Origin of the sequence: Micromonospora sp. NPDC020750, from assembly GCF_044334565.1 — a bacterium.
Taxonomy (GTDB): Bacteria; Actinomycetota; Actinomycetes; order Mycobacteriales; family Micromonosporaceae; genus Micromonospora.
In genome coordinates this window covers 816311-841804 of sequence record NZ_JBIRTH010000001.1, presented here as the reverse complement: position 1 = coordinate 841804, position 25494 = coordinate 816311, and the positions used below count along the sequence as shown (strand labels likewise).

Here is a 25494-nt window from a genome sequence, read left to right as displayed (position 1 = left end):
TGGGGTGGGCGGCTACGATGACCGCCCCGCGGGCGAGCCCTCACAGCGGATCGACCAACAACCGGTAGTGCTCGCCGAAGATCCGCCCGCCGCGCCCGCGCAGCAGCGGGTCGCGCAGCGCCGGCGACACGTCGCGGGTGCGGTTGCGGTCCCGGGTCCGGTCCCGCACCCACCGGGTACGCGGACGGCGGCGACTCTCGTACGCCATCAGGGCCGCCTCGACGGTGTCGGCACCCTTCAGCGAATCGGCCAGCACCACGGCGTCCTCCAGCGCCATGGCCGCCCCCTGGGACAGGGTCGGTGCGGTGGCGTGGGCAGCGTCGCCGACGAGCAGCACCCGCCCCCGGGACCAACGCCCCAGCTCGACCTCCTCGGTGATGCCGACGTGCACCCGTTCCAGCACCTCCAGAACCTCCGGCACCGGGCCCCCGTACCCGCCGAACAACTCGCGGAGCCGGGCCGGCGGGTCGGCCGGTGGCACCGTGCCCGCCTCGTCGGCGTAGCAGTAGAGCCGCCCGGCACCGAGCGGCACGACGAGGAACCCGGCCCGCTGGCCCAGGAGCGCGGTCCACTCGTCGACCCGGGGGCCGCCGCGGACCACGGCCCGGTAGACCACCTGACCCGCCGGCCGGGACGGCCCACCCAGCCCGGCCAGGGAACGCACCGCCGAGCGTGGGCCGTCCGCGCCGACCACGAGGTCGTACTCGGCGGCGGTGTTGTCGGCGAAGGTGACGCCGACGGCGGCGGGCAGCAGCTCGATCCCGCACACCTCGGCCCCGTGCCGGACCGCGCCGCCGGCCCCGGTGAGCAGCACCCGGTACAGCTCGGACCAGGGCAGCGCCCGGCACTCGCCGACGTCGGCCCAGAGGGCGTCCAGGTCGACCTCGCACAGCGGGGCACCGGAGGCGTCGAGGAAGCACTGCCGGTGGACGACCTGCCCGAGCGGGCGCACCGGGCCGTCGAGGTCCAGCCGGCGCAGCACCCGCGCCGCATTGCCGGGCAGGTAGAGGCCGGTGTCGACGAGTTCCGCCGGGGGCAGCTTCTCGGTGACATCGGGCCGGAAACCCGCCATCCGCAGCGCCCGGGCCACGGCCAGACCGGCGATGCCCGCGCCGACGACGAGAATGCGCAGGGGGGAGCCACCCATCGTGGTGTACGCCTCCGGAGGGGAGTTCGGCACGCGTTGGAGGCAAGACACTACTCGGTGCGATCGGTGCACGCCAGGGCCGTTCGCCCCGGGCCGGGTCACCCCTCGACGGGGCGGCGTCGATCGCGGAGGCCCGGCCGGCCAGGCGAGCACTCAGTCGTGATTCACGCCGATGAATGCGCTCCGGGGCGAAAATGGGCCGGGCCCGGTTGCGCGAAGGTTTCAGGCATGTGAATGTGTCCGGAGCGCATGGGAGCGCTCCCGCCACACCTCCGGACCCGTCCGACGCCGAAGCCTAGGAGCATCATGAAGCGTCCAATCCGCGCCCTCGCCGCCGCCGGCCTGCTCGCCGCCGGCTCGCTCGTCGCCGTCGCCGTCGCCGTCGGCGGCACCGCCTCCGCCGACACCCAGATCTGCGAGCAGTACGGCTCGACGGTCATCGGCGGGAAGTACGTCGTGCAGAACAACCGCTGGGGCACCAGCGCGCAACAGTGCATCAACGTCACCGGCAGCGGGTTCGGCATCACCAGCCAGCAGGGCTCCGCCCCGACCAACGGCGCGCCGGTGTCGTACCCGTCGATCTTCGTGGGCTGCCACTACACCAACTGCTCCCCCGGCACGAACCTGCCGGTCCAGGTGAGCCAGATCAGCAGCGCGCCCAGCAGCATCGGCTACAACTACGTCGGCGGCGCGACCTACAACGCCTCGTACGACATCTGGCTGGACCCGTCGCCGAAGCGGGACGGGGTGAACCAGATGGAGATCATGATCTGGCTCAACCGGCAGGGCTCGATCCAGCCGATCGGCTCACCGGTGGGCAGCGCCACCGTCGCCGGACGCACCTGGGAGGTCTGGCGGGGCAACAACGGCGGCAACAACGTCATCTCGTACCTGGCGCCGTCGGCGATCCCCGCCATGAGCTTCGACGTCCTGGACTTCATCAACGACACGCGCAACCGTGGCGCGATCACCAACTCGTGGTACCTCACCAGCATCCAGGCCGGCTTCGAGCCGTGGCAGGGCGGCGCGGGGCTGGCGGTCAACTCGTTCTCGCAGTCGGTGAACACCGGCGGCACCCCGCCGCCGACCACGCCCCCGCCGACCACGCCCCCGGCCGGGGGCGGCTGCGCGGTGAAGTACACGCCGAACTCGTGGAACAACGGCTTCACCGCCGACGTGCAGATCACCAACACCGGCTCGTCGACGATCAACGGCTGGACGCTGGCGTACAGCCTGCCGGCCGGGCAGCAGATCACGGGCTCGTGGAACGCCACCGTGGCCCAGAGCGGGTCCGCGGTGACCGCACGGAACATCGGCCACAACGGCACGCTCGCGCCGGGTGGCACCGCCAGCTTCGGCTACCAGGGGACGCTGAACGGCGCGTACTCGTCGCCGGCCAGCTTCACCCTCAACGGGCAGGCCTGTACGCGGAACTGACGCCGGAGGGGGCGCGACCCGGTCACGCCCCCTCCGGCCAGCCTCAGCCCCCAATACAAGGTCCCGGATACCGTCGACCGGCGGACGGGCCGGGGCGGTCAGTGGCCGAGGGCGTCGATGTCGCGCATCTCCTCGGCGGTGAGCGAGAAGCCCCAGATGTCGGCGTTGGCGCGGATCCGCTCCGGGGTGACCGACTTCGGGATCACCACGATCTCGTGGTCGATGTGCCAGCGCAGCACCACCTGGGCCGGCGACACGTCGTGCGCGGCGGCGATCCGGGTCAACACCGGGTCCGACAGGTCGCTGGACTTGAACGGGCTGTACCCCTCCAGCACCACGCCCCGGTCCCGGTGCTCCAGGTGCCGCTGCCGGTCGTACAACGACGGGCTCCACCGGATCTGGTTGACCGCCGGGTTCTCCTCGGTGGCCTGGATCAGCTCGTCGATCTGCGCGGTGCCGTAGTTGCTCACCCCGACCGCCCGGGTCAGGTTCTCGTCCCGGGCGGCGAGCAGCTCCCGCCAGACCGGAATGCTGTCGGCCGGCGAGGACGGCGGCCAGTGGATCAGCCACAGGTCGACGTGGTCGGTGCCCAGCGCGCGGAGGCTGGCCTCGATCGTCTCCCGCTCCCGTCCCACCCGTTCCGGCGGCAGCTTGGTGGTGATGAAGATGTCCTCCCGACGCAGCCCGCTCTCCCGGACCGCCCGGCCCACCTCCTCCTCGTTGCCGTACATGGTGGCGGTGTCGAGGTGCCGGTAACCGGCGTCGAGGGCGGCGAGCACGGCGTCGTACCCGGCCTGGCCCGTGGCCTGCCAGGTGCCGAAGCCGAGCAGCGGCATCCGCACGTCGCCGGGGAGCAGGGCGGTGGGCTCGTCGAGGCTGTCCATGGCGGCTGTTCTACCCGCGATCCCGCCGGCCATGCCAGCCCGGGGGCACGGCCCGGCGCCCCGAGGAAGCGGCAATCCGCGGCGGACGAGTGCGGGAGGCCCTGCGGACGCGGACGGTCCGCAGGGCCGGGCCGGCTCGACCCACCCCCGGGGTCGAGCCGCCGCTCCCCTACCTCCAGGTGATGTCGGACTCGGAGTAGAAGCAGTTCACGCCGTCGGCGCCCTCGCCGATCTCGGTCGGCTCGCTGCCCTTCGGTACGCCCTTCCACTTCTGGCAGATCTTGGTGCTGTGGTTGGGGTCGTTGAGGATGGTGATCCGGCTGAACCGGGCGGTGTCGCCCCAGTTGGTGTTGATGCCGGCCAGCACCTTGGTGGAAGTGGCGGTGATGTTGTCCAGCACCACGTGCCGCTGGTACGAGGTCGAGCAGTTGCCGCAGGCCCGGTAGAGCTTGCCGGAGTTCTCCACCCGGAAGTTCCTGATGTGGACGGTGCCCGCGCCGTTGTGCTGGAACACCTTGTCGGTGCCGGACCGCGCGCCGCCGCCGTCGACCGTGTACGTGGTTCCGCCGCGGAAGGTGGCCGCGTCCTCGCCCACGTCCTCCCACCAGACGTTGATCAAGGTGCAGTTGCCCTCGCAGTGCACGCCGTCACCGGCCGGCGCTCCGATGATCACGTTCTTCAGGGTGGCCCCGGCTGCCAGCTCGAACATCGGGTCCTGGCTCTCGGACTGGCCGCCGTCGCCGATGCCGTAGTAGCGCTTCATGCCGCCGTCGAGGGTGCCGGAGACCGGGATGGTCGCGTCGACCTTCTGGCTGCTGGTGGGCGTCGGCCAGCTCGCTGGCGGGGTGGTCGGCGGGGGCGTCGTCGGCGGCGTGTTGGTGGGCGGGGCGCTGGTCGGCGGGGCGGTCGTCGACGGCGGGGTGGTCGGCGTGCTGCCGCCGCCCGAGTCGACCGTCACGTCGTCGAAGCTGCCGCTGGCGTACGCGGTGACCAGGCCGACCCGGCCGGACGCGGCCAGGCTGTTGCTGCCGGAGGCGATCTGCGTGCCGTTGACGAAGCCGCGGATGGTGCTGCCGCTGGTTTCGATCCGCAGCGTGTACCAGTTCCCGGCGCTGACCCCGAGCGGGGCCGAGCCGATCGCGGTGATCTGGCTGCCGTTGACCGCCTGGAGTTCGGCCCGGCCGGAGCCGAGCAGCGCCAGCCGGTACATCTTGGTGCTGCTGGCCGAGCGGGCGGCGAGGCCGACCAGCCCGGTGGAGGAGCCGAAGCCCGTGGGCTTCACCCGGGCCTGCACCTGGTAGTCGGTCCAGTTGGTCTGGCCGGCGAACTGCCGGGCCAGCTCGCTGCTGGTGCTGGCCTGGTTGAACACCCCGGAACCGTCGGTGAGCACCGACCAGGTGCCGCCGGACTTGGACCAGCCGGAGGCGTCGCCGTCGTTGAAGTTGTCGGAGAAGACACTGGCCGCGAAGGCGGAGGAGCCCATGCCGGCGGCGAGGGTGGCCGCAGTCGCCCCTGCCCCCACCGCCCACAGCAGCGGGTGCCGGTTTCTGGCGCGTTTGATCTGCACTTCTGTCCTCCTTGGCAGGATGGTGGCGGCTCTCGGAAGTGGTTGCGGCCACGACGACGCGCGTCGTGGCGCGCTTGGGACGGTTGGTCCACGCCCGAGGACCGTGCGCCCTGGCGGAGTGCCCGTCACCGCGCAGGGGGGAAGGTGGGTTCACCACCTCGGGGAAAGGGCTTTCCCACGCCTGAGGCTATGACCGGCCACACATCATCGTCAATGCCTGGCGGTTGCAGACCTGTTGCAGCCTGCGACGGCGGGAACGGGCCCGGCCGACGCCACCGCCGACCCTCGGTCGCCGCCCTCGCGGCGCACGGCCGGACCGGCAACCGGGGCTCAGGCCGCCGCCGGGTCGGTGAGCCGCCAGGCGGCATTGATCAGCCCGATGTGGGACAGCGCCTGCGGGAAGTTGCCCAGCTGGGCCCCCGTGCGCGGGTCGATCTGTTCGGCGAACAGCCCCACGTCGTTGGCGTGCCCGAGGATCCGCTCGAACAGCCGCCGGGCCCGCTCCGGCTCACCTGCCATCACCAGGCACTCCACCAGCCAGAACGAGCAGAGCAGGAAGCCGGCCGGGTCGGTGTTCCAGCGCCGCACCAGCCCGTCGTCGGTGCCCAGCTCGCGTTCGACCACCGCGATGGTGGCGCGCATCCGCGGGTCGGACGCCTCCAGGAAGTGCACCACCGGCAGGAAGAGGGCCGAGGCGTCCAGCTCCGTCGAGCCGAAGGCCCCGGTGTACGCGCCGACCCGGTCGTTCCAGCCCTCGCGGAGCACGGTCGCGCGGATCTCGTCCCGGATGGCGGCCCAGCGGCGCGGGTCGGCGCGGTCGCCGAGTTGCGGGGCCAGCACGACCGCCCGGTCCAGCGCCGTCCAGCAGAGCACCTTGGACGACAGGTAGTGCCGGTCGGTGTCCCGGGTCTCCCACATCCCCCGGTCGGGCAGCCGCCAGGTCGCGGCGACCTGCTCGGCGAGCCCCACCACCATCTCCCGCAGCTCTTCCGCGAACGGCTCGCCGAGTTGCTCGTGCAGCCGCCAGACCGCCGAGATGACCTCGCCCGGCACGTCGAGCTGGCGCTGCCGCCACGCGTCGTTGCCGATCCGGACCGGCCGGCTGCCGGCGTACCCCCGCAGGTGGGTGCAGTCGTGCTCGGAGAGGTCCCGCTCCCCCTCCAGCCCGAACAGCACGGGCACCGGCGTCCCGCCGACCCGGCCGATCGAGCGGGCCGCCCAGGCGAAGAGCCGGGATGCCTCGGTCGGGCAGGCGGCCACCCAGAGGGCGCGCATGGTCATCGAGAAGTCGCGCAGCCAGGAGAAGCGGTAGTCGTAGTTGCGGTCGCCGCCGAGCCGCTCCGGCAACGACGTGGTCAGGGCTGCGGCGACCGCGCCGCTGCGGGCGTACGTCAGCCCGGTGAGCACGGTCGCGCCGTGTCGCACCTGCGGGGCGTACGCGCCGTCGTAGCGGTGCGTCTCCCGGAACCCCTCCCAGGCCCGCACCGTCTCGGCGAGCGCGACGACCGGGTCCAGCCGGGCCGGCCGGTCGCGGTACGCCGGCGCGTACGCCAGGTCGAAGCCGACGCGCTGCCCGGCGGCGACCTCGAACTCCTGCCGGACCCGGTCCTGGTCGGCACGCAGGGCCGGTCCGGTGCCGCGCAGCACCAGCGTGACCGGCCCGGCGGCGGCCAGCACGGCGCCGTCGTCCTGCTCGTGCAGGTACGGGGTGAGCAGGCCGTACTCGGGGCGCGGAACGAAGTCCAGCCCCATCCGGACCCGGCCGGTGAGCCCCTCGACCACCCGCAGCAGCACGGCCGGGGAGTCCATCCCCACCTCGTGGCCGCGCGCGCCGATCTCGGCGGAGAGGGCGTCGGTGACCGCGACGCTGCCGGAAGGCGTGTGGTGGACCGTGCGCAGCACCAGCGTGTCCGGCCGGTACGCCCGCTCCACCCGCGCCGGCGCGAGCGGCGCGAGCCGCCAGTGCCCGCCCCGTGGGTCCAGCAGCCGGCCGAAGACCGAGGCGCCGTCGAACCGGTCCGGGCACCACCAGTCGACCGAGCCGTCCCGCCCGACCAGCGCGCCGGAGCGGCAGTCGGAGAGGAACCCGTAGTCGGAGATCGGCGGCTGGTCCACCCGCGCCGGGTACCCGCGCCCGCCCGGATCAGGCCGGCGAGGGCGCGGGGGCCCTCGCCGGCCGGGCCGGGCCGGGCCGGTCAGGAGGTCGGCGGCTCGTCCTTGCCGGCCTCCTCCGCCGCGTCGGCCTCCTCCTTGGTCCGGTGCACGGCCTGGTCGGCGTGCTCGGGCGGGCCGTAGACGGTGTAGAGGACCAGCGGGTTGGGGCCGGTGTTGACGAAGTTGTGCTTCGTCCCGGCCGGTACGACCACCAGGTCGCCCTGGGCGACCTCCTTCTTCTCCCCGGCCACCCGGGCCTCGCCGGTGCCGCTGACGAAGGTGAGAATCTGGTCGGTGTCCTCGTGGACCTCCTCGCCGATCTCGCCACCCGGCGGGATCGTCATGATCACCAGCTGGGTGTGCTCACCGGTCCACAGCACCCGCCGGAAATCTGGGCTCTTCTCTGCGACGGTCGCGATCGTGAAATGCTCCATGCCGGGCACATACCCGGTGGCGGCCCCCGTCACGCCGGGAACGGCAGATGATGGAAATCCTCACTGATCCGGGGTTTGGGCCCGCCCGGACCGGGCATCGAGAGCATCAGCCGGCGCAACCGGGCCGGTCGAGCCAGGTCCCCGCCGGCGTACCGCCGTACGGCTGCGGTGGTGGGAGACGGCCGGAGCGCGGCGACGTTACGACCCCCGGGTCGCGGCGGCGCCGTGCGCCCGTGTCCGGGCCCGGTACCCGACCGGTCCCCGCCACCGGACGTGACGGGGACCGGATTTCGAGAGGTCAGGACGCGATGGTCAGGTGGAAAGACCGGTCCGCGGCCACCCCCGCCGAGGTGAAGGTCTGGACGAAGACCCCGTTGGGCACGCCGGCGCGGCCGACCACCGCGATCTCGCCGCTGGGCGAGCTGCCGATGCTGCCGGTCAGGCCGATCGTCCCGACGAACGCCGACTGGGACACGTCGTGGGCGAAGACGACCTGGTAGATGCCGACGCCGAGCCGGGTGGCGGAGGCGGCCCCGAAGCCGCGGACCAGCACCCCGGTGGACTCGATCACCGCCCAGAAGAGCTGCGCGGTGGGTGGCATCCCGGCGACGGTCGCGGGAACGAGTTGCGCGCCGGCCTCGGTGCGGTCGCTGGCGCTCGCGACGGGCTGATCGGCGGACTTGGCGGCTGTGGACATGGTGGCTCCTTGACTGCCGCCTGCGAGGGGCGGCGAGCTAGAGGGGTGAAAGGGAGATAAATACCGATCAGATGCCACTTGCCGGTTCAATCTGATCAATACCCTTTATGAGGCAAACGCTAATCGCTGCCGCCCCTCCAGAGCCAGCGCAGGCGCTGTCCAATCATGGACTCTCGGCTATGTGATCACGCCATCGAGCTGCGCATACATCGCCGCAGCGGGTGCAGCCAGGCGGGCCGGAGGGTCAGCCGTCGCGGTGCAGCCAGGCGAGCAGGTCCGGCGGGGCGAGGGCGGCGGTCCGGGCCCGATACCGGGCCAGCGTCGCCGCGTCGAGCAGCTCCCGGCCCTGCCCGGAGCGACCGCGCCGGAAGAAGGCCGACCGGTCCTTCAGCACGCCCGCCGGGTCGGGGACGAGCCGGTCGGCCCGCTGGCGCATCCGGTCGAAGGTGGCGGCCTCGACCAGCTCCGGCCAGCGCGGCGCGGGCACCTCGATGCCGAACCGGCCGGCCAGCGCGCGCATCTGCCCGTCCAGGTCGGCCACCAGGTCGTCGTAGTGCACCAGAGTCACGTTGGGCCGGTCCCGGCGGGCCCAGGCATCACCGAGATGCCACATCACCCCCTGGAGGGAGTCCATCTCCTCGCGCGGGTCGGCCTCCCGGTCCACCCAGCGCCCCAGCGCCTCCACCAACGGGGTACGCGGGGCGGGCGGCCCCTGCGGCGCAGGCTGGCCGGTCAGCTCCGCCAGCCGCTCCCGGTCGAGGTTGCCGCTCTGGTGCCAGAGGGAGACCGCCATGTCCAGCGGGTGCCGGGCCACCACGACGTAGTGCGCCCGGTCGTCCAGCGGGATCCCGTCGAGCGGGGTGTGGGTCTTGACGAACCGGCGGTGCGGCTGGGCGGCGAGCCGGGCGTACACCTCGTCGCGGGGCTCGACCAGCCAGTCCAGCCAGGGCGACAGCTCCGGCAGCGGCGCCGGCAGGTCGGGTGTGCCGAACACCAGCAGGGCGCAGATCATCTGCATCCAGGTGGTGCCGTTCTTGGACCGGGTGCTGATGACGATGTCGCCGTCGCGAAAGGGGAAACCGTGCCACCGGGCGCTGTCCTCGTCGGACGAGCGGTAGCGAATGGGGGTGCCGGGCACCCGAGGATGGTAGCGACCGGCGCGCCCGCGCGCCCGCATTTGCCGGAAGCCCTGTGACGAGCGCCGATGTGTCGCTACATTGAACTATGGTGCCCGCGCACTGGGGTCGGGCGGCGGAGCCGGTCTACCGCCCCGTCCTCACCGGTCGACGGAGCACGCTGGAGGCGCTCCGGCACCTCGACGGCGTCACGGCCGCCCTGCTCGCCCCGGTGCTCGACGTGTCCACGATGGACCCGTCCCTTCCGGACAGCCTCACCCGGCTACCGCCGGGGCTGCTGCCGGCGGTCGACGTGACCGCGCTGCCCGACGGGGTGGGCGGCGAACTGGTCCGCTGGGGCGTACCGCTGGTCCCGGTGGCGGGGCTCACGGAGAGCGACGCACGGCTGACGGCGCACGGCCTGGCGGCCCGGGCGTACGCCGACCGGCTGGTGGTGCGGCTACGGGCCGGCCTCGACCGGTCGGGCCCGGACGCGACGACGGCCGCGGTGGAGCGGATCTGGCGGCTCACCGGGCTGGCCCCGGAACAGTGCGAACTCCTCGTGGACGCCGGGGACGTCTGCTGCCCCGCCGACGTCCGGTCGGCGGAGCCGCGGGTCCGCCGGCTGGTGGACTGGGCGCGGCGGCACGCCTGGCAGGCGGTGACCGTGGCGGCCGGCGGGGTGCCGCCGGGGTTGTCCCGGCTCCCCACCGACGAGCCGGTACGCCTGGACCGCTGGGACTGGCTGCTCTGGCTGCGGCTGGCCGACCTCGGCGTCGGGTACGGCGACTACGGAGTCGACTGCGCGGTGCCCGGGGCGGACGCCGCCGGGGACCGGCTGCCCACCGTCCGCTACACGACCGACGGGGCGTGGTGGGTGTACCGCTGGTCGCGGCGCGGCGGCCGGGGCGACGAGCGGGTGGCGGACCTGTGCCGGACGCTGGTGTCGGCACCGCACTGGCCTGCGGGCGGGGCGGGCTTCTCCTGGGGCGACCACGAGATCCTGCGCCGGTCCCGGGGCATGGCCGGGGCCGGGTCGACGACGAACTGGGCGGCCTGGAGCACCTCGCACCACCTGGCCCGGGTGCTGTTCGACCTCAGCCGACCGGAGGGGGCGCGGCCGGCGGACGACCGGCGACCCGGGACGCGGCCCGGCGGGGAGGACCGCGCGTGGTCGGGTGGCGAGCGCCGGACCGGCGGGTGGCGCGGCGGCCCGGAGCGTGGCCGCCCCGGCCGACCGCACCGGGGCGGCGAGACCGGACGGGCCGACTGAGTCGCGGCGGCCCCTCCTCGCGGGTAGCGGCCCCTCCTCGCGGTGAAGCCGGAGCGACTACTCCTTGTCGGTGAAGCCGAACTGGACGATCCCCTCGTCGTCGACGCTGGCGTCGACCGAGGTGTCGCTGAGCAGCTCGGCGGCGTCGGAGTCGAGGAAGATCCGGGCCCCCTCGGTGTCCACCACCTGGTCGCCCTGCGCCGGCTCGGGCACCAGCTCGATGGTGAGCGAGCCGGCGTCGGCGTCGGCGGCGATGCGCAGGCCGCCGTCCTGCAAGACGTCCTCCTGGGCGGCGAGGTCGCGGATCACGAGCACGGCGTTGTCGGTCATGGTCAGCATGGTGGACTCCTCGTGGGTTCTTCCGGTCGCGGATCGGCGCAGGCCGGGCTCAGCCCGCGGACGAGCACGCGGGGGAGCTGGGCGACGAAAGGCCCGTCGCCGTACGAAACGGGGCAGGTCGCATGCCCCTCCCTGCCTACGTTGCCTCCTGACGGGGCATCCGTCAAATAGACCATGCTCGACCGATTCCATACACCAAAACCGGCTCCCAGCTGCCCATACACTACCTACGCTGGGCTCATGGACGACGCGAGGCGGTATGCGGCCGGGTTCACCGGCACCCTGCTGCTGGTCTTCTCGGACGGCACGGCGCGAACCCCTGACCTACCTGGTTTGGCAATAACCTTCACCTGATGGGGTTTCCGGGCAGAAAACTGCATGGCAGCATCAGCGCATGCACCGTCGTCTCTTCCCCCGGGCGCTCGCGCTGGCGGCGCTGGTCGCCGTCGCGGCCACGGCCGGCGCCCCCACCGCCACCGCCGAGGCGCCCACCCCCGCGCGGACGCGGCTCACCGCGACCATCGACGCGATCCTGGCCGACTCCCGGCTCGCCGGCGCGCAGGCTGGGGTGGTCGTGGTGGACACCACGACGGGCGAGACCCTCTACGACCGCAACGGCGACCGTCGGCTGGTCCCGGCCTCCAACACCAAGCTGTTGACCTCGACGGCGGCGCTGGCGCTGCTCGGCCCGGGCCACCGGTTCAACACCACGGTGAGCGCGGACGGGCGGCGACGGGCCGGGCTGGTCTCCGGGAATCTCTACCTACGCGGCGGCGGCGATCCCACCATGCTCGCCGCCGACTACGACGAGCTGGCCACCCAGGTCGCCGCAACCGGCATCCGGGTGGTGACCGGGGACCTGGTGGCCGACGACACCCGCTACGACGACACCCGGCTCGGCTCGGACTGGACCTGGGACGACGAGCCCTACTACTACGCCGCGCAGGTCTCGGCGCTGACCGTCGCGCCGGACACGGACTACGACGCGGGCACCGCGATCGTGCACGCCGCCCCGGCCACCACGGCCGGGGGGAAGCCGGCGGTCACCATGACCCCGCCGAACGGGTACCTGCGGATCGACAACCGCGCCGAGACCGTGTCCGCCGGGGAGACCACCCTTTCCTTCGAGCGCGCGCACGGGAGCAACACCGTCGTCGTCACCGGCCAGATCGCCGTGGGCGCGGACCAGGCCAGCGAGTGGGTGACCGTCTGGGAGCCGACCGGGTACGCCGCCGACGTGTTCCGCGCCGCCCTGCGCCGGCACGGCGTCCGGGTGCTCGGCCGGACGGTGCCCGGGCGGGCCACCCCGGCCGACGCCACCCCGATCGCCGGGCACGACTCGATGGCCCTGGCCGAACTGATGGTGCCGTTCCTCAAGCTGTCCAACAACGGTCACGCCGAGGTGCTGACCAAGGAGATCGGCCGCGTCCTCACCGGCTCCGGGACCTGGCCGGCCGGGCTCACCGCGATCAGCGAGTACGTCGCCGACACCGGGATGGACACCGGGACGCTGCGCCAGCGGGACGGCTCCGGGCTGTCCCGGCGAAACATGATCCCGCCGGCCCAGCTCGCCGCCCTGCTCGCCACGGTCCGCGCCGAGCCGTGGTTCGACGCCTGGTACGCCGCGCTGCCGGTCGCCGGCAACGCCGACCGTTTCGTGGGCGGCACCCTGCGCAGCCGGATGCGCGGCACCGCTGCGGCGGACAACGTGCACGCCAAGACCGGCAGCCTGACCGGCGCGTCCGGCCTCTCCGGCTACGTCACCGACGCCGACGGGCATCTGCTGGCCTTCTCCGTCGTGCTGAACAACTACCTCGCCTCGTCGGTCAAGGGGCTGGAGGACCAGATCGCGATCGTGCTGGCGTCGTACACCGACAGGGATCCGGGGGCGGCGCGGGCGGCGCCGCCTGCTGCGCCCGACACGCCGCGGACCCCCGAGGGCAGGGAGTGTTCCTGGGTGAAGCCGATCGCCTGTTGACCGACCCGGACCCCTTCCGGGTGCGGAGGAAGGGGCCCGGGTCGCAGGCCACGGGGAGTGGCGGCGGGCCCGCCGGGACGGGAGGCGGGCCCGCCGCGTCTTCAGGCGCCGGGGCGGTCGGGCGGGCGGACCGTCACGGTGGGGTCGCCCCGCTCGATCAGCGCGTCGATCTCGGCGGACCGCAGACCGCGCAGCGTGAGCACCCGCCGGCCCCAGCGGTGCAGCCGGCACGGGTGCGGGCTCGCGTCGTTGCGGCAGACCGTCCCGCCCGACCAGCGCCGGGGCGCGTGCACCACCACCGCCCGCACCGCGAACTGGGCGTCCTCCCCCGTGATGTACGGGGGCAGCGGGATCTCCCGGAGCGTCTCCCCCGACTCCTCGACGCCGAGGGAAGCCGCGGGACGGACGGTACGGGTGGCGGTGCTGCTCATCGGTGAAGCCTCCACAGTGGATGGACGGACCGGGACAGCAGAAAACGTACGGCCGCTCCGCGGCGACGCGACGGACAAACTGTCCTCCGGGGGGCGTCTCCGCCCCGACCGGCCCGGCGGCCGGGGACGCCGGGGACGGCTCAGAACCCGCCGGGGTCAGCCGAGCCGGAAGCCGAGCGCCCGGGCCAGCACCAGCGCCTGTTCGGCGTCGATCAGCGCGTCGGCCCGCTCCACCACGGTCGGGTCGAGCGCGGACAGGTCACTGCCCCGCAGGTCGGCACGGGAGAGGCGGGAGCCGTGCAGCTGGGCACCGGACAGGTCGACGCCGGTGACCGTGGCGCCGGTCAGGTCGGCGCCGGTCAGGTCCACCTCGCGCATCCGCACGTCGGTCAGGCGCGCCCCGCGCAGGTCGGCCCCCGGCAGGGCCACGAACGACCAGTCCCCGCCGTCGATCCGCAGCGGACGCAGGTCGCACTCCGCGAAGCTGCTGCCGACCAGCTTGCAGCCGGTGAACTCGGCGTCGAAGAGGTTGCACCGTTTGAAGACGCAGCGGGTGAAGGCCGAGTCGGTGTGCCGGGAGGCGTTGAACGCCACGTTGCCGAAGGTGCAGCCGGTGAAGACGGCACCCCGGCTGACCGCCTCGGTCAGGTCCACGTGGAAGAACTCGCAGCGCACGAAGTGCCGGTCGACCAGCTCCTCGCCGTACCAGTCGTCGTGGCGGAAGGTCACGTCCTCGGTCGGCTCCAACACCTGGTCAGCCTACTGGGCAAGCCGGCATCTTCCGCACAGCCCGTACCGGCTAGTAGGTTCGGCGGGTGAGTGTGGCGCGCAGCACCGACCCCGACCGGCTCGGCTTCGATCCCGCCCGGCTGGGGCGGATCGACGAACACTTCGGCAGGTACGTCGACGAGGGGCGGCTCGCCGGCTGGCAGATCGTCGTCACCCGCCGGGGCGAGATCGCCCACTCCTCGACCTACGGCCTGCGGGACCGGGAGGCGGGCGCCCCGGTCGAGCCGGACACCCTCTGGCGCATCTACTCGATGACCAAGCCGATCATCTCAGTCGCGGCGATGATGCTGTGGGAGGAGGGCCGGTTCGAGCTGACCGACCCGATCAGCCGCTGGCTGCCGGAGTTCGCCGACGCCCGGGTCTACGACAGTGGCCCGGTGACCAGCCCGCACACGGTGCCGGCGGTCGAGCCGATCCGGATCTGGCACCTGCTCACCCACACCGCCGGGCTGACGTACGGGTTCGCCCAGGTCTCGGTGGTCGACGGCCTGTACCGGGCCGCCGGCTTCGACCTCAGCGTGCCCACCGGGGCCGACCTGACCGCCGCCACGCGGACGCTGGCCCGGCTGCCGCTGCTCTTCCAGCCGGGCAGCAGCTGGAACTACGGGGTCGCCACCGACGTGCTCGGCCGGCTCGTCGAGGTCGTCTCCGGCCGGCGGCTGGACCAGTTCCTCGCCGACCGGATCCTGCGCCCGCTGGGCATGACCGACACCCGCTGGTGGGTCGACGAGCCGGACGCCAAGCGGCTGGCCGCCCTGTACGCCCCGAACCCGGCGACCGGCCAGATATTCCGCGCCGACTCGATCGGCCGGGCCGCGCTGACCGAGCCGACGTGGCTGTCCGGCGGCGGCGGGCTGGTCTCGACGGCCGGCGACTACCACCGCTTCACCCAGATGCTGCTACGCGGCGGCGAGCTGGACGGCGTGCGCCTGCTCGGGCCCCGGACGGTGCGCTTCATGACCCGCAACCACCTGCCCGGCGGTCGGGACCTGGCCTCGTTCTCCCCGTCCGGGTTCGCCGAGACGGTGCTGGAGGGCGTCGGGTTCGGCCTCGGCTTCGCCGTGGTGCAGGACCCGGTCCCGGCCCGGGTGCCGAGCAGCGTCGGCGAGTACTACTGGGGCGGGATGGCCAGCACCGCGTTCTGGGTGGACCCGGTGGAGGAGGTCACCGCGCTGCTGTTCACCCAGCTTCTGCCGTCGAGCACCTACCCGCTGCGAACGCAGCTGCGTCAGCTCGTCTACTCCGCCCTCGTCGACTGAGCCCGGTCGGGTCCGACGGTCGCGGCCTCCCGCCCGGGATCGCCGGAACGGCGCCGCCGGGGCGCTCGGCTCCATAGCCTGGGGACGACGACGACGGCCGCTCGGACGGGTGCGGCGCGGGAGGCGGTCAGGCGATGAGCGACATCGTGGTGTTCGGGGCCGGCGGCACGGCGGGTTCGCGGATCACCGCCGAGGCGGTGAACCGGGGCCACCGGGTGACCGCGGCGGTGCGCCGGCCGGAAGCGGTCAGCTACCTGCCGGCCGGGGTCGACCTGGTCACCGGCGATGCCACCTCGGCACGCAGCGTACGGGAGCTGGCCCCGGGCGCGGACGCGATCGTGGTGGCGGTCGGCGGCGGGGAGCGGGCGCTGTGGCGGGACGCGGCGGAGAACCTGATCACGGTGCTGCGGGACCTGCCCAACCCGCCCCGGGTGATCCACGTCGGCGGCGGGGCGACCCTGCTCAACCCGAGGGGCGTCCCGTTCCTCGAGGAGCCGGACTTCCCCGAGGAGTACCGGGACTCGGCGCTGGGCCAGGCCGACGCCTTGGCCTGGTACCGGTCCTCGGCCGAAGGGGTGACCTGGACGTACGTCTCCCCACCGCCGCTGGAGTTCCACCCCGGCGAACGCACGGGCCACTACCGGACCGGCACGGACGAGCCGGTCACCGACGAGCGGGGCCGCGCGGTGCTGAGCTACGAGGACCTGGCCGTCGCCGTCGTGGACGAGATCGAGCACCCGCGCTTCGAGAACATGCGCTTCACCGCCGGATACTGAGCCGCCGGGTTCTGGGCCGCAGGGAACCGGGCCGCCGGGACCGGGCCGTGTGCCGTCAGTCGTTTCTACCAGTGTCCGCCGAGCGGGGCCGGGCTGCGGTCCGTCCCGTGGGCTGGGCCGGCACCCGGGGTCGCACGGTGGGCCGCCACGCCCGGCCGTTGGCGTAGATCACCCGGAAGCCCAGGTACGCCGCCAGGGGCGCCCAGTGTGCGGAGCCCATCCGCAGCTCGGCGGCGTTGTGCCGGTGCCCGTTGGCGAGCACGTCGAGCAGCACGGTCTCGAACGCGGCCGACTCCACCCAGTCGACCTCCCGGGTGACCACAGATCAACGCGGCGCCGGTGGCGTCGAGGAAGTCGCGCAGCACGGCGTCGGACGCCCGCAGCACCGAGCAGCTGCCGAAGTAGAGCCGCCGGCCGTCGCACCGGCCGGCCATCCGCTCGGCCACGTCGGCGAGGTCGACGGAGTCCCAGTCGGTGAGGCAGAGCCGGCTCGGCTCGCCGTGCATGGCGAAGAAGCCCACCCGGTAGTCGGCGTACTGCTTGAGCAGCCAGCGGTCGAGGAAGTAGAAGAGCTCGTCCCGGGTGGCCGCGTCCTTGTGGATGAACCGGATCTTGCCAAGCCGTTCGAGCAGCTCCAGGGTCGGCAGGACTGATCCGCGCTCGTTGAGGTCGCGGTGCCACTGCCCCTCGACACAGAAGACGCCACCACGTGCCACAGCCACCTCCCCCCAGCCCTCGGTGACGTTACCGCCGGCCACCCGCGCCCCGACAGTCACCCTCCGTCGGATCCGAATCACGTTTCCGTCACGCCGCGCCCCGCGTACCGTTCCGGCCGTTCCGTGCATCGGCGACCCGCAATGGGGTGTCCCCATTTCACCCTCCTTTCCCGGCAGATCCCCAACCCCGGGAAAAGCAAGAACAATTCCGGTTATTCGTCTCCGGAAGGACGCCACGGTGCGAGGGTGGAACGGACGGGACGTCCCGGTCGACGGACCCGGCTCACCCCATTCGCTCTCCTTACGGGAGGACTTCCGTGCGTGCCGAAACCTTGAAGCGGGCCGTGGTCGCGTTCGCCCTGGCGTTGCCCGGCGTCGCGATCGCCACGGTGGTGGCCGCCCCGGCGGCCCACGCCGACGGCTGCTACACCTGGAAACGAAACCTGTACCAGGGGCGCTCCGGCGACGACGTCCGCCAACTCCAGATCCGGGTCGCCGGGTGGGCCGGCACCCGGGACATCGTGGAGAACGACGGCCGGTACGGCCCGAAGACCGCCGCCGCGGTCAAGCGCTTCCAGTCGGCGTACGGGCTGAAGGCCGACGGGGTCGCCGGGCCGCAGACGTACACCAAGCTGTACGCGCTCCAGGACAACGACTGCACCCCGCGTCACTTCAGCTACAAGGAGTTGGACAACGGCTGCGGCCTGGGCGGCTGGAGCGGGGGCCCGCTGTCGGCGACGAAGACGAAGGCCAACGCGCTGCGCACCATGTGGAAGCTGGAGGCGCTGCGGCGCGAACTCGGGGACAAGCCGCTGCTCGTCACCAGCGGCTTCCGCAGCAAGGAGTGCAACCAGCAGGTCGGCGGGGCATCGGACAGCCAGCACCTCTACGGCACCGCAGCCGACCTCGTCCCCCGCGACTCGTCGTTGTGCGACGCCGCCCGCGCGGCCCGCGACCACGGCTTCAGCGGAATCTACGGCCCCGGGTACCCGGACCACGGCGACCACGTCCACGTGGACTCCCGCCGGGAGAACAACAGCGATCAGACGTCGAACACGACCGTCTGGTCCGCGCCGAACTGCGGGATCGGCACCAGCGGCGACTGACCGGGGCCGCCAGGCGGACGCCGCCGGCTCGACCGCGAGGACTGCCCCGCGGCCGCGCCGGCGCGCCGGAGCGCGTCATCTGCCCGTCGACGGGGTGTTCGACCTTCCCTCTCCGGCTTGCAGGCCCCAGGGGATACGCGCGCTACCGACATCATCGACCCCTGCCGAGTCGGTCTTCGCCGGGTCGACCCCCTGCCGGGTCGGTCTACCCTCCGTTGGCTCCTATGGAGCTGCCCCGTTTGTGCGGTCGATGGAGCGGGAGCGTAAACGGGGCAGCTCCAAAGGGGCCGAAGGACGGGTCCCCGACCGGATGCGGGGTGCAATCGTCCGGCCGTCACCCGACTGCCCGATACACGGGGCGGCATGGGGCGGGCGGGGGCGGGGCGCAGGGAGCAGCGGCGGTGGCCGGATCAGGCGAGGCCGGCGTCGTGGACCAGGATGGCGACCTGGACGCGGTTGTTCAGGTCGAGCTTGGTGAGCAGGCGGGAGACGTACGCCTTGACCGTGGCCACGCTCATGAACAGCTCGCCGGAGATCTCGGCGTTGGTCCGGCCCTGACCGAGCGCCACCGCGACCTCCCGTTCCCGCTCGCTGAGCCCGGCCAGCATCCGTAGGGCCCGTTCGCGGCGGGGGTCGACGCCGGCCGGCCCGGACGCGGTGACGTGCCGGATCAGTTGCCGGGTGACCGTCGGTGAGAGGGTGGCCTCCCCGGCTGCGACCCGGCGCACCGCCCGGACGATCTCGGCGGGCGGAGTGTCCTTGAGCAGGAACCCGGCCGCCCCGGCGCGCAGCGCCCGCAGCACCTGGTCGTCGGCGTCGAAGGTGGTCAGGACGAGGACCTCGGGCGGACGGGGCTGGGCGCGCAGCGCCTCGGTGGCGGCGAGCCCGTCCACCCGGGGCATCCGGATGTCCATCAGCACCACGTCGGGCGCGCAGGCGGCGACGGCGGCCGGCACCTGGTCGCCGTCGGCGGCCTCGCCGACCACCCGCAGGTCGGGCACGCCGCCGAGGATCATCGACAGGCCGGCCCGGACCAGGGCGTCGTCGTCGACGATCAGCACCCGCACGGGCTCCCCCGGGTGTCCCTGTCCGGGGCTGCCGCCGTCGTGTTCCCGCCCGGTCATGCCGGCCAGGGTAGCCAGGCGGTCAGCCGGAAGTCGCCAGCCCCGTCCCGCCCGTGCTCCAGGCGCCCGCCGGCCAGGCTGACCCGTTCGGCGACGCCGACCAGGCCGGTGCCGGTGCCGGGGATGGCGGGCTGCGACTCGGCCCCCACCGGCCAGCGGTTGCGGACGTCGACGGTCAGCCCTTCGCCGGGTGCCCCGGAGAGCCGGACGGTGACGGCCGCGCCCGGCGCGTGCTTGCGGGCGTTGGTCAGCCCCTCCTGGACGATCCGGTACGCGCCGCGCCCGAGCGCGGCGGGCGAGGTCCCGGCCGCGTCGACGGTGTCGACCACCTCCACCCGCATGCCGGCGGCCCGGGACTCCGCGACCAGCGTGGGAACGTCGGCCAGGGTGGGCTGCGGACGTTCCACCGCGGCCGGCTGCGGCGCCGACCGGGCCGCCGGGGTGGGGGCGGGTCCGGGCCGGGCCGACCCGGTCGACACCCGGCCCGACGACGCCGGGCCGGGTGGGGGCGGGTCGTCGGCGCGGAGGACGCCGATGACCTCGCGCAGGTCCTGGAGGGCGGCGTGGGCGCTCTCCCGGATCACGCCGGCCGCCCGGGCGACCTCCTGCGGCGGCGCGTCCGGCCGGAACTCCAGCGCGCCGGCGTGCAGGCTGAGCAGCGAGATCCGGTGTGCCAGCACGTCGTGCATCTCCCGGGCGATCCGGGTGCGCTCCAACTGCCGGGCCTGCGCCACCCGGAGCTGCTGCTCCGCCTCGGCCCGCTCGGCCCGGTCGCGCAGGGACAGGATGAGCTGCCGGCGGGCCCGGACGAACATCCCCCAGGCGAGCACCGAGCCGGTGAAGACGGCCGCCCAGGCCAGCTCGCCCCGGAATCCGATCGCCGGGTCGGGGCGGAGCAACGCGTAGCTGACGCTGGTCAGCGCGCTGCCGCCGAACACCAGCGCGGCCTGCGACAGCGGCCGGTGCACCACGACCGTGAACATGATGACCACGAGGGCCACCGCGGCGGTCGCCGAGAACAGCCCGAGCGGCAGGGTGGCCACCGCCAGGCCGAGGGGCCAGCGGCGGCGGAGCCACAGCGCCGCGCAGGCCAGCAGCCCGAGCACCGTGTCGAGGCCCTGCAACCACTCGTACGGCAGCCGCCCGGCCACCTCCGGAACGGGCTGGCCGGCGTCCCAGGCGGCGACGACGGCCCAGCCGAGGGCGAACAGGAAGAGGTGGGCGTCCACCAGCCAGTCGCGGGTGGTCCGTCGGGGTCGCGCCCCGGACGACGCCACGTCGGCGAGGGCACCCGGCAGCAGCCAGGGATGATCCGGTACGACGGCGCTGGTCACCACCCCATGCTAGGAAGGCCGCAGCCCCGCCGACAGCTACCAAAGTCGACGCCGGCCGTGGCCGGAGGTCGATGTGGTTCTCGACCGGTGACCGCAGCGCCCGGCCGGGTGGCGCGGGCAGGCTCGACCCATGATCGAAGTTGAGCACCTGACCAAGCGGTACGGCGGTCGCGCCGCCGTCGACGACGTCAGCTTCACCTGCGCGCCGGGCAGCGTCACCGGCTTCCTCGGCCCGAACGGGGCCGGCAAGTCCACCACGATGCGGATGATCTGCGGGCTGGCCCCGCCGAGCGCGGGCACCGCCACCGTCTGCGGAGTGCCGTACCGACGGCTCGCGAACCCGGGCCGGGTGGTCGGGGTGCTGCTGGACGCCTCAGCGCAGCACTCCGGGCGGACCGGGCGGGAGGTGCTGACGCTGGCCGCCGCCACGATGGGCGTGCCCCGGCGGGAGGTCGACGTGAAGCTCGACCAGGTCGGGCTGGGCGCAAGTGCCGCGCGGCGGCGCGTCGGCGCGTACTCGTTGGGGATGCGGCAGCGGCTCGGCCTGGCGCACGCGCTGCTGGGCGACCCCCGGGTGCTGATCCTGGACGAGCCGGCGAACGGCCTGGACCCGGAGGGCATCTTCTGGATGCGCGGCCTGCTGCGCGACTTCGCCGACCGGGGCGGCACCGTGCTGCTCTCCTCCCACCTGCTGAGGGAGGTGGAGGCGGTGGCCGACCAGTTGGTGGTGATCGGGGGTGGTCGGGTGGTCGCCTCCGGCGGCACGGACGAGCTGCTGGCCGACGCCGGCACGCTGGTCCGGGCCCGCGACGGGGAGGCCCTGGGGCGGGCGCTGGCCCACGCCGGCCTCGCCGCGACAATCGCCGCCGGCCCGGCCGCGTCGCCCGGCGGCGGCCTGTTGGTCCAGGCCGAGCCCGGCGTGGTCGGGCAGGCAGCGGCGGACGCGGGGGTCGTCCTCACCGAGCTGCGCCCGGCCGGCGGCGGTGGCCTGGAACAGCTCTTCCTCACCCTCACCGGCGGCACGTCGACGAAGGAGACCACCGCATGAGCGCGAGCACCGCCCCCACCGCACCCGCCGTCGCCCCGCCGGCTCACCCGGGGGTACGCGGATCGTCGCTGCCCCGGCTGACCGCCGTCGAGCTGCGCAAGCTCGTCGACACCCGGGCCGGGCGGTGGCTGCTGGCCGGCATCGGCCTGATCTCCGTCGCGATCGCCGTGGTGCAGCTGTGGGTGCTGGCCGACGACGAACAGACGTTCACCGCGTTCTTCGTCCCGCAGCTGCTGCCCGCCGGCCTGCTCCTGCCGGTGCTGGGCATCCTGTCGATCACCGGGGAGTGGTCCCAGCGCACCGCGCTGACCACGTACGCGCTGGTGCCCCGCCGGGAGCGGGTGATCGTCGCGAAGCTCGCCGCGGTGGTGCTGGCCGCGCTGGCGTCGGTGCTGGTCACCCTGGCCGTCGCCGCAGTCGGAACGCTGGTCGCGAAGGCGACGGGCGGGTCGGGCGACTGGTCGTTCGAGGCCGCCCGGCTGTTGCACGCGGTGGTCCTACAGGTGCTGGGGGTGCTGATGGGTGCGGCGTTCGGCCTGCTGCTGCTGAACACCCCGGTGGCGGTGGTCACCTACCTGCTGCTGCCGACGGTCTGGGCGGTGCTGGCCGGCATGGTCGCGGCGCTGCGGGAGCCGGCCCGCTGGCTGGACACCAGCGTCGCCATGGAGCCGCTGTTCGGCCCGGAGGTGACGGCCGGCCAGTGGGGGCGGATGGCCGTGTCGGTGCTGGTCTGGACGGTGCTGCCGCTGGCCGGCGGGCTGGTCCGCACGCTGCGGCGGGAGGTGTCCTGACCATGAGTGCCGGGGACGCGCCGACGCGGGTCGACGGCGGGGCGGGCGAGCTGGCGGTCATGTGGGGCGGCTTCCCGCTGGTCGGGGCCGGCGCAGGCTGGCTGCTCACCGCCGTCGCCGGCCCGGTCGCCGGGCTGCCGTGGGTGCCCGTTCCGGGCTGGTTCGAGGCGCTTGCCGGGCTGCCCCGGCCCCAGGTCACGATCGGTGCGCTGGCGCTCGGCGCGCTGGCCGGGCTCGTCGTCGCCGGGATCGGCACCTGGGAGCGGCTGCGGGTCGAGGTGGACGCGCGGCAGGTCCGGCTGCGCTGCGCCGGGCGGGACCAGGAGGTGGCCCGTTCCGCCGTGCGGGTGGTGTTCGTCGACCGGCGGGACCTGGTGCTGCTGGGCGACGGGGAGGAGGAACTGGCCCGGGAGCACGGCGACGTGAGCGCCGGGCGGCTGGCCGCCGCGTTCCGGGGGCACGGCTGGCCCTGGGCGGACGCGGACCCGCACCAGGACGCGTACCGGCGGTGGGTGGACGGGCTGCCGGGGCTGCCGGCGGGGGCGGACGCCCTGCTGCGGGCGCGGCAGGGGGCGGTGGACCGGGGCCGGCGCGGGGACGCCGACGACCTGCGGCGGGAGTTGGCCCGGCTCGGGGTGGTGGTGCGGGACGAGGAGAAGCGGCAGTACTGGCGGCTGACCCGCCGGGCGGCCCCGGGGTGAGGCTACCGGCGCTCGGCGTTGGCCGACCGGCGCTGGGGGCGGCCCACCGAGGCCAGCAGCTCGTCCAGCGCGTCGACCTCGGCCCAGCCGTTGACCGAGACCCGGCCGGTGGCGTCGACGGTCACCTCGACCCGGTCCGGTGTCCGGGGCAGCTCGTCGAGCAGCCCCGGGAAGCGGTCGTTGAGCAGCGCGAACTCCTGGTTGGTGGAGCCCACCCAGGGCCGGTCGGTGTCGACCAGGTCGGCCCGGAACGGCCCGGCGACCAGCAGGTCGGTCTCGGCCAGCAGGGCTGCCACGTCCTCGCGTCCGCTGTCGACGGCGCGGCGCAGGCCGTCGCGGGTGTAGCCGGTGAAGGTCATCACCGACCGGCCGGCCCGGCGCACCCCGGCGGCCACCTCGGCCAGCGCGCCGGCCTGGTCGAACGGCTCTCCGCCGAGCAGGGTCACCCCCTGCGTGCCGGCGGCGAGGACCCGCTCGACCAGTTCGGCCGGCGCGACGAGTTCTCCGCCCCGGAACGTCCAGAGCTGGGGGTTGAAGCAGCCCGGGCAGCGGATCGCGCAGCCCTGCACCCACAGCGCGGTCCGCTCGCCGGGACCCTCGGCCCGGGTCGACGCGAGGAACCGGGCCAGCGCCACCAGTTCCGGCCCGGCGGCGGAGCGCCGCACCGGGCCGGTCTCAGAAATCGAGTACGCGTCCACCGGACGTCCCCGGGTGGGCGGGCGGCCCGCAGACCAGCAGGTCGCGCAGGCGGGCGTACTCGTGCGGGGCCAGCTCGGCGGCGGCGGCGAACTCGGCGACGCTGCCGAACCCCCGGCGGGCCTCCCGGGCGACGAGCACCCGCCCGGCGCGGGCGGCGTCGAAGCCGGGGAGCGCGGCGAGCTGCCCCGCCCCGGCTGCGTTGACGTCCACCGGGGACGGCGCGGCGTCCGGCGGCGGGCTGGTGGGCGGGCCGAAGACCGGCGCGCCGAAGTCCAGCGGCGCGCCGAAGCCCAGCGGCGCGGCGGTCGGGTCGGCCATGGGCAGCAGCGGGCCGGCGGTCGGGTCGCCCGGGACCTTGGTCGCGGCCGGGCCGGCGGCCCAGTACCCGCCCGGCTGCCCGACGACGGGCGGGCCGGAGACGGGGCTGCCGAACCCGCCGCCCACCGGCGGGCCGGGCGGCGGGGCGAGGACCCCGGGCGGGTACGCGGACCCGGGCCAGCCCGGCGCGGGCCGGGCGTACCCGGGCCGGTGGCCGGCCCGCCACCGCAACCAGAACACGTTGACCCCGAGTGCGTGCATCACGCTGACCACCCAGGCCGCGAACCACAGGCCGAAGCACCAGGCGCTGGCGTCGCTGCCCTTCTCGGCGACGCCGATCCCGATGAAGCCGCCCCAGCTGGCGAGCAGGTAGACGATGCCGGGAATCCACCAATCCGAGCGCCGGGCCCGGATGCCGACGTAGAGGAAGCCGATCCCGCCGAAGCAGCTGAACCCGAAGATCGGCAACAGCAGCCACCAGCTGTGCCGCAGCCGCCACCAGACGTTGACCCTGGGCGAGCGCACCGGCGGCGCGCCGGCCCAGGTGGGCGGACCGGGCGGCGGGTACCCCTTCGGGCCGGCAGCGGGCGGGAGCGGATACCCGGGCGGGCCGGGCGGCGGGTACGCCGGTGGGCCCGACGCGGGCGGCCAGCTCGGCGGCCAACCGTCAGGCGCGGTCGACATCGTGCTGCTCGTCGGCGACGACGGTCGCCACCCGGTCGCGGTCGGCCGTGTACGCGCTGCGCACCGTCCGCGCGTCGAGCAGGTCCTCCAGCACGGCCACGTAGTCGAGGCAGCTCTCGCCGAGCAGGCCCTGGGTCTCGGCGCTGACCGAGCCGTCCGGGTTGACGGTGACGACGACGCGGGGCTGGCCGGTCACCGGTCCCGCTCCTGCACGGCGAAGACCAGCCGGACCGAGGCGTCCTCGGTGACCTGCTCCGATTCCAGTCGCAGCCCGGCGTCCGGGGCCTGGGCCCGCAGTCGTTCCAGCACCGCGCCCTGCACCTGCCGCCCGTACGCGGCGTCGACCGACCGGACGATCTCCACCGCCCGCGCCTCGTCGACCTCGCCGCTGAGGTGCGCGGTCCAGATGCCGTCCGGGCCGCGGAGGAAGCCGGCCCGTACCCCGGCCCAGTCGGCGGTGATCTCGTCGGTGGCGGCGGTCACCGCCGCGCCGGTGTCCCGCAGCGCGGCGGCGAGCAGCGTCTCGTCACGCATCCGGGTCTGCACCTGGCAGACCATCCGGCCGTCGCCGTCGCGGTCGGCGGTGGCGACGTGCGCGGCGGCCACGGCGGCCACCGCCAGGGGTACGAGTATCAGCGAGATGCTCACCGGCGCGCTCCTGTCGTCGTCGTGGTGGTGATGATGATGGGGGCG

General features: G+C 74.1%; 25 protein-coding genes and 1 pseudogene. 9 read left to right on the top strand and 17 right to left on the bottom strand.

Annotated features, from left to right (window positions below; all coding sequences use genetic code 11):
- Positions 1-40: 40 nt before the first annotated feature.
- On the bottom strand, positions 41-1147 hold the full coding sequence (locus ACH4T9_RS03860) for an FAD-dependent monooxygenase (protein ID WP_396669900.1): 1107 nt from the start codon (positions 1145-1147) through the stop codon (positions 41-43).
- A gap of 306 nt (positions 1148-1453) precedes the next feature.
- Between ACH4T9_RS03860 and ACH4T9_RS03855 the strand changes: the two genes are divergently transcribed.
- Positions 1454-2584, top strand: a complete 1131-nt coding sequence (locus ACH4T9_RS03855) for a cellulose binding domain-containing protein (RefSeq protein ID WP_396669654.1) — start codon at positions 1454-1456, stop codon at positions 2582-2584.
- Positions 2585-2682: 98 nt separating this feature from the next.
- Here ACH4T9_RS03855 and ACH4T9_RS03850 read toward each other — a convergent pair whose 3' ends face one another.
- The 6 genes from ACH4T9_RS03850 to ACH4T9_RS03825 all read right to left on the bottom strand — a co-directional run bounded on the left by ACH4T9_RS03850 (position 2683) and on the right by ACH4T9_RS03825 (position 9458).
- Positions 2683-3468 carry an aldo/keto reductase gene (locus tag ACH4T9_RS03850; RefSeq protein WP_396669653.1) on the bottom strand — a complete coding sequence of 262 codons (786 nt, stop codon included), beginning with the start codon at positions 3466-3468 and terminating at the stop codon, positions 2683-2685.
- A 169-nt stretch (positions 3469-3637) separates the two neighbouring features.
- A complete protein-coding gene (locus ACH4T9_RS03845) occupies positions 3638-5035 on the bottom strand; it encodes a pectate lyase (protein WP_396669652.1) in 1398 nt (465 codons plus the stop codon).
- 330 nt (positions 5036-5365) lie between these two features.
- A complete protein-coding gene (locus ACH4T9_RS03840; RefSeq protein WP_396669651.1) occupies positions 5366-7150 on the bottom strand; it encodes a glycoside hydrolase family 15 protein in 1785 nt (594 codons plus the stop codon).
- 80 nt (positions 7151-7230) lie between these two features.
- The gene (locus ACH4T9_RS03835; protein ID WP_396669650.1) at positions 7231-7623 is read right to left on the bottom strand and encodes a cupin domain-containing protein; all 393 of its coding nucleotides are present in this window, start codon (positions 7621-7623) and stop codon (positions 7231-7233) included.
- A 298-nt stretch (positions 7624-7921) separates the two neighbouring features.
- On the bottom strand, positions 7922-8320 hold the full coding sequence (locus ACH4T9_RS03830; protein ID WP_396669649.1) for a hypothetical protein: 399 nt from the start codon (positions 8318-8320) through the stop codon (positions 7922-7924).
- 244 nt (positions 8321-8564) lie between these two features.
- Complete coding sequence (locus ACH4T9_RS03825; protein WP_396669648.1) at positions 8565-9458, bottom strand: sulfotransferase domain-containing protein; 894 nt, start codon at positions 9456-9458, stop codon at positions 8565-8567.
- Between the two features lie 86 nt (positions 9459-9544).
- Here ACH4T9_RS03825 and ACH4T9_RS03820 point away from each other — a divergent pair, with 86 nt between their 5' ends.
- The gene (locus ACH4T9_RS03820; protein ID WP_396669647.1) at positions 9545-10708 is read left to right on the top strand and encodes a hypothetical protein; all 1164 of its coding nucleotides are present in this window, start codon (positions 9545-9547) and stop codon (positions 10706-10708) included.
- 57 nt (positions 10709-10765) lie between these two features.
- Here ACH4T9_RS03820 and ACH4T9_RS03815 read toward each other — a convergent pair whose 3' ends face one another.
- Positions 10766-11047, bottom strand: coding sequence for a HesB/IscA family protein (locus ACH4T9_RS03815; RefSeq protein ID WP_396669646.1), 282 nt, complete (start codon positions 11045-11047; stop codon positions 10766-10768).
- Between the two features lie 394 nt (positions 11048-11441).
- Between ACH4T9_RS03815 and dacB the strand changes: the two genes are divergently transcribed.
- A complete protein-coding gene (dacB, locus tag ACH4T9_RS03810) occupies positions 11442-13025 on the top strand; it encodes a D-alanyl-D-alanine carboxypeptidase/D-alanyl-D-alanine-endopeptidase (protein ID WP_396669645.1) in 1584 nt (527 codons plus the stop codon).
- Positions 13026-13126: 101 nt separating this feature from the next.
- On the opposite strand, the gene ACH4T9_RS03805 is transcribed toward dacB, so the two are convergent.
- Together ACH4T9_RS03805 and ACH4T9_RS03800 are read right to left on the bottom strand one after the other, a co-directional pair.
- Positions 13127-13456 carry a hypothetical protein gene (locus tag ACH4T9_RS03805; protein WP_396669644.1) on the bottom strand — a complete coding sequence of 110 codons (330 nt, stop codon included), beginning with the start codon at positions 13454-13456 and terminating at the stop codon, positions 13127-13129.
- 156 nt (positions 13457-13612) lie between these two features.
- A complete protein-coding gene (locus ACH4T9_RS03800) occupies positions 13613-14206 on the bottom strand; it encodes a pentapeptide repeat-containing protein (protein WP_396669643.1) in 594 nt (197 codons plus the stop codon).
- A 65-nt stretch (positions 14207-14271) separates the two neighbouring features.
- Between ACH4T9_RS03800 and ACH4T9_RS03795 the strand changes: the two genes are divergently transcribed.
- Together ACH4T9_RS03795 and ACH4T9_RS03790 are read left to right on the top strand one after the other, a co-directional pair.
- A complete protein-coding gene (locus ACH4T9_RS03795) occupies positions 14272-15504 on the top strand; it encodes a serine hydrolase domain-containing protein (protein WP_396669642.1) in 1233 nt (410 codons plus the stop codon).
- A gap of 134 nt (positions 15505-15638) precedes the next feature.
- Positions 15639-16280, top strand: a complete 642-nt coding sequence (locus ACH4T9_RS03790) for an NAD(P)-dependent oxidoreductase (protein ID WP_396669641.1) — start codon at positions 15639-15641, stop codon at positions 16278-16280.
- A 55-nt stretch (positions 16281-16335) separates the two neighbouring features.
- Here ACH4T9_RS03790 and ACH4T9_RS03785 read toward each other — a convergent pair.
- Positions 16336-16996: pseudogene (locus ACH4T9_RS03785) on the bottom strand (DUF6642 family protein).
- 317 nt (positions 16997-17313) lie between these two features.
- Between ACH4T9_RS03785 and ACH4T9_RS03780 the strand changes: the two are divergent.
- On the top strand, positions 17314-18102 hold the full coding sequence (locus ACH4T9_RS03780) for a D-Ala-D-Ala carboxypeptidase family metallohydrolase (RefSeq protein ID WP_396669640.1): 789 nt from the start codon (positions 17314-17316) through the stop codon (positions 18100-18102).
- A gap of 410 nt (positions 18103-18512) precedes the next feature.
- Here ACH4T9_RS03780 and ACH4T9_RS03775 read toward each other — a convergent pair whose 3' ends face one another.
- Positions 18513-19244 carry a response regulator gene (locus ACH4T9_RS03775; protein WP_396669899.1) on the bottom strand — a complete coding sequence of 244 codons (732 nt, stop codon included), beginning with the start codon at positions 19242-19244 and terminating at the stop codon, positions 18513-18515.
- The gene (locus tag ACH4T9_RS03770) at positions 19223-20560 is read right to left on the bottom strand and encodes a sensor histidine kinase (protein WP_396669639.1); all 1338 of its coding nucleotides are present in this window, start codon (positions 20558-20560) and stop codon (positions 19223-19225) included. Before ACH4T9_RS03770 ends, ACH4T9_RS03775 begins: the two co-directional genes overlap by 22 nt.
- Before the next feature lie 130 nt (positions 20561-20690).
- Here ACH4T9_RS03770 and ACH4T9_RS03765 point away from each other — a divergent pair, with 130 nt between their 5' ends.
- From ACH4T9_RS03765 to ACH4T9_RS03755, 3 genes are read left to right on the top strand one after another with little or no spacing between them, the layout of a single operon-like run.
- Positions 20691-21608, top strand: coding sequence for an ABC transporter ATP-binding protein (locus ACH4T9_RS03765; RefSeq protein ID WP_396669638.1), 918 nt, complete (start codon positions 20691-20693; stop codon positions 21606-21608).
- A complete protein-coding gene (locus ACH4T9_RS03760; protein ID WP_396669637.1) occupies positions 21605-22399 on the top strand; it encodes an ABC transporter permease in 795 nt (264 codons plus the stop codon). The genes ACH4T9_RS03765 and ACH4T9_RS03760 overlap by 4 nt, the downstream gene beginning before the upstream one ends.
- Positions 22400-22401: 2 nt before the next feature.
- On the top strand, positions 22402-23100 hold the full coding sequence (locus ACH4T9_RS03755; protein ID WP_396669636.1) for a hypothetical protein: 699 nt from the start codon (positions 22402-22404) through the stop codon (positions 23098-23100).
- Between the two features lie 2 nt (positions 23101-23102).
- On the opposite strand, the gene ACH4T9_RS03750 is transcribed toward ACH4T9_RS03755, so the two are convergent.
- From ACH4T9_RS03750 to ACH4T9_RS03735, 4 genes are read right to left on the bottom strand one after another with little or no spacing between them, the layout of a single operon-like run.
- Positions 23103-23798 carry a 4Fe-4S single cluster domain-containing protein gene (locus tag ACH4T9_RS03750; protein ID WP_396669635.1) on the bottom strand — a complete coding sequence of 232 codons (696 nt, stop codon included), beginning with the start codon at positions 23796-23798 and terminating at the stop codon, positions 23103-23105.
- Entirely contained in the window at positions 23776-24801 is a 1026-nt protein-coding gene (locus ACH4T9_RS03745) for a helix-hairpin-helix domain-containing protein (RefSeq protein WP_396669634.1), read from the bottom strand. The genes ACH4T9_RS03750 and ACH4T9_RS03745 overlap by 23 nt, the downstream gene beginning before the upstream one ends.
- Positions 24785-24997, bottom strand: coding sequence for a DUF2997 domain-containing protein (locus ACH4T9_RS03740; protein ID WP_350886408.1), 213 nt, complete (start codon positions 24995-24997; stop codon positions 24785-24787). The genes ACH4T9_RS03745 and ACH4T9_RS03740 overlap by 17 nt, the downstream gene beginning before the upstream one ends.
- Positions 24994-25449: a hypothetical protein gene (locus ACH4T9_RS03735; RefSeq protein ID WP_396669633.1), complete on the bottom strand. Its 456-nt coding sequence runs from the start codon at positions 25447-25449 to the stop codon at positions 24994-24996. The genes ACH4T9_RS03740 and ACH4T9_RS03735 overlap by 4 nt, the downstream gene beginning before the upstream one ends.
- Positions 25450-25494 lie beyond the last annotated feature (45 nt).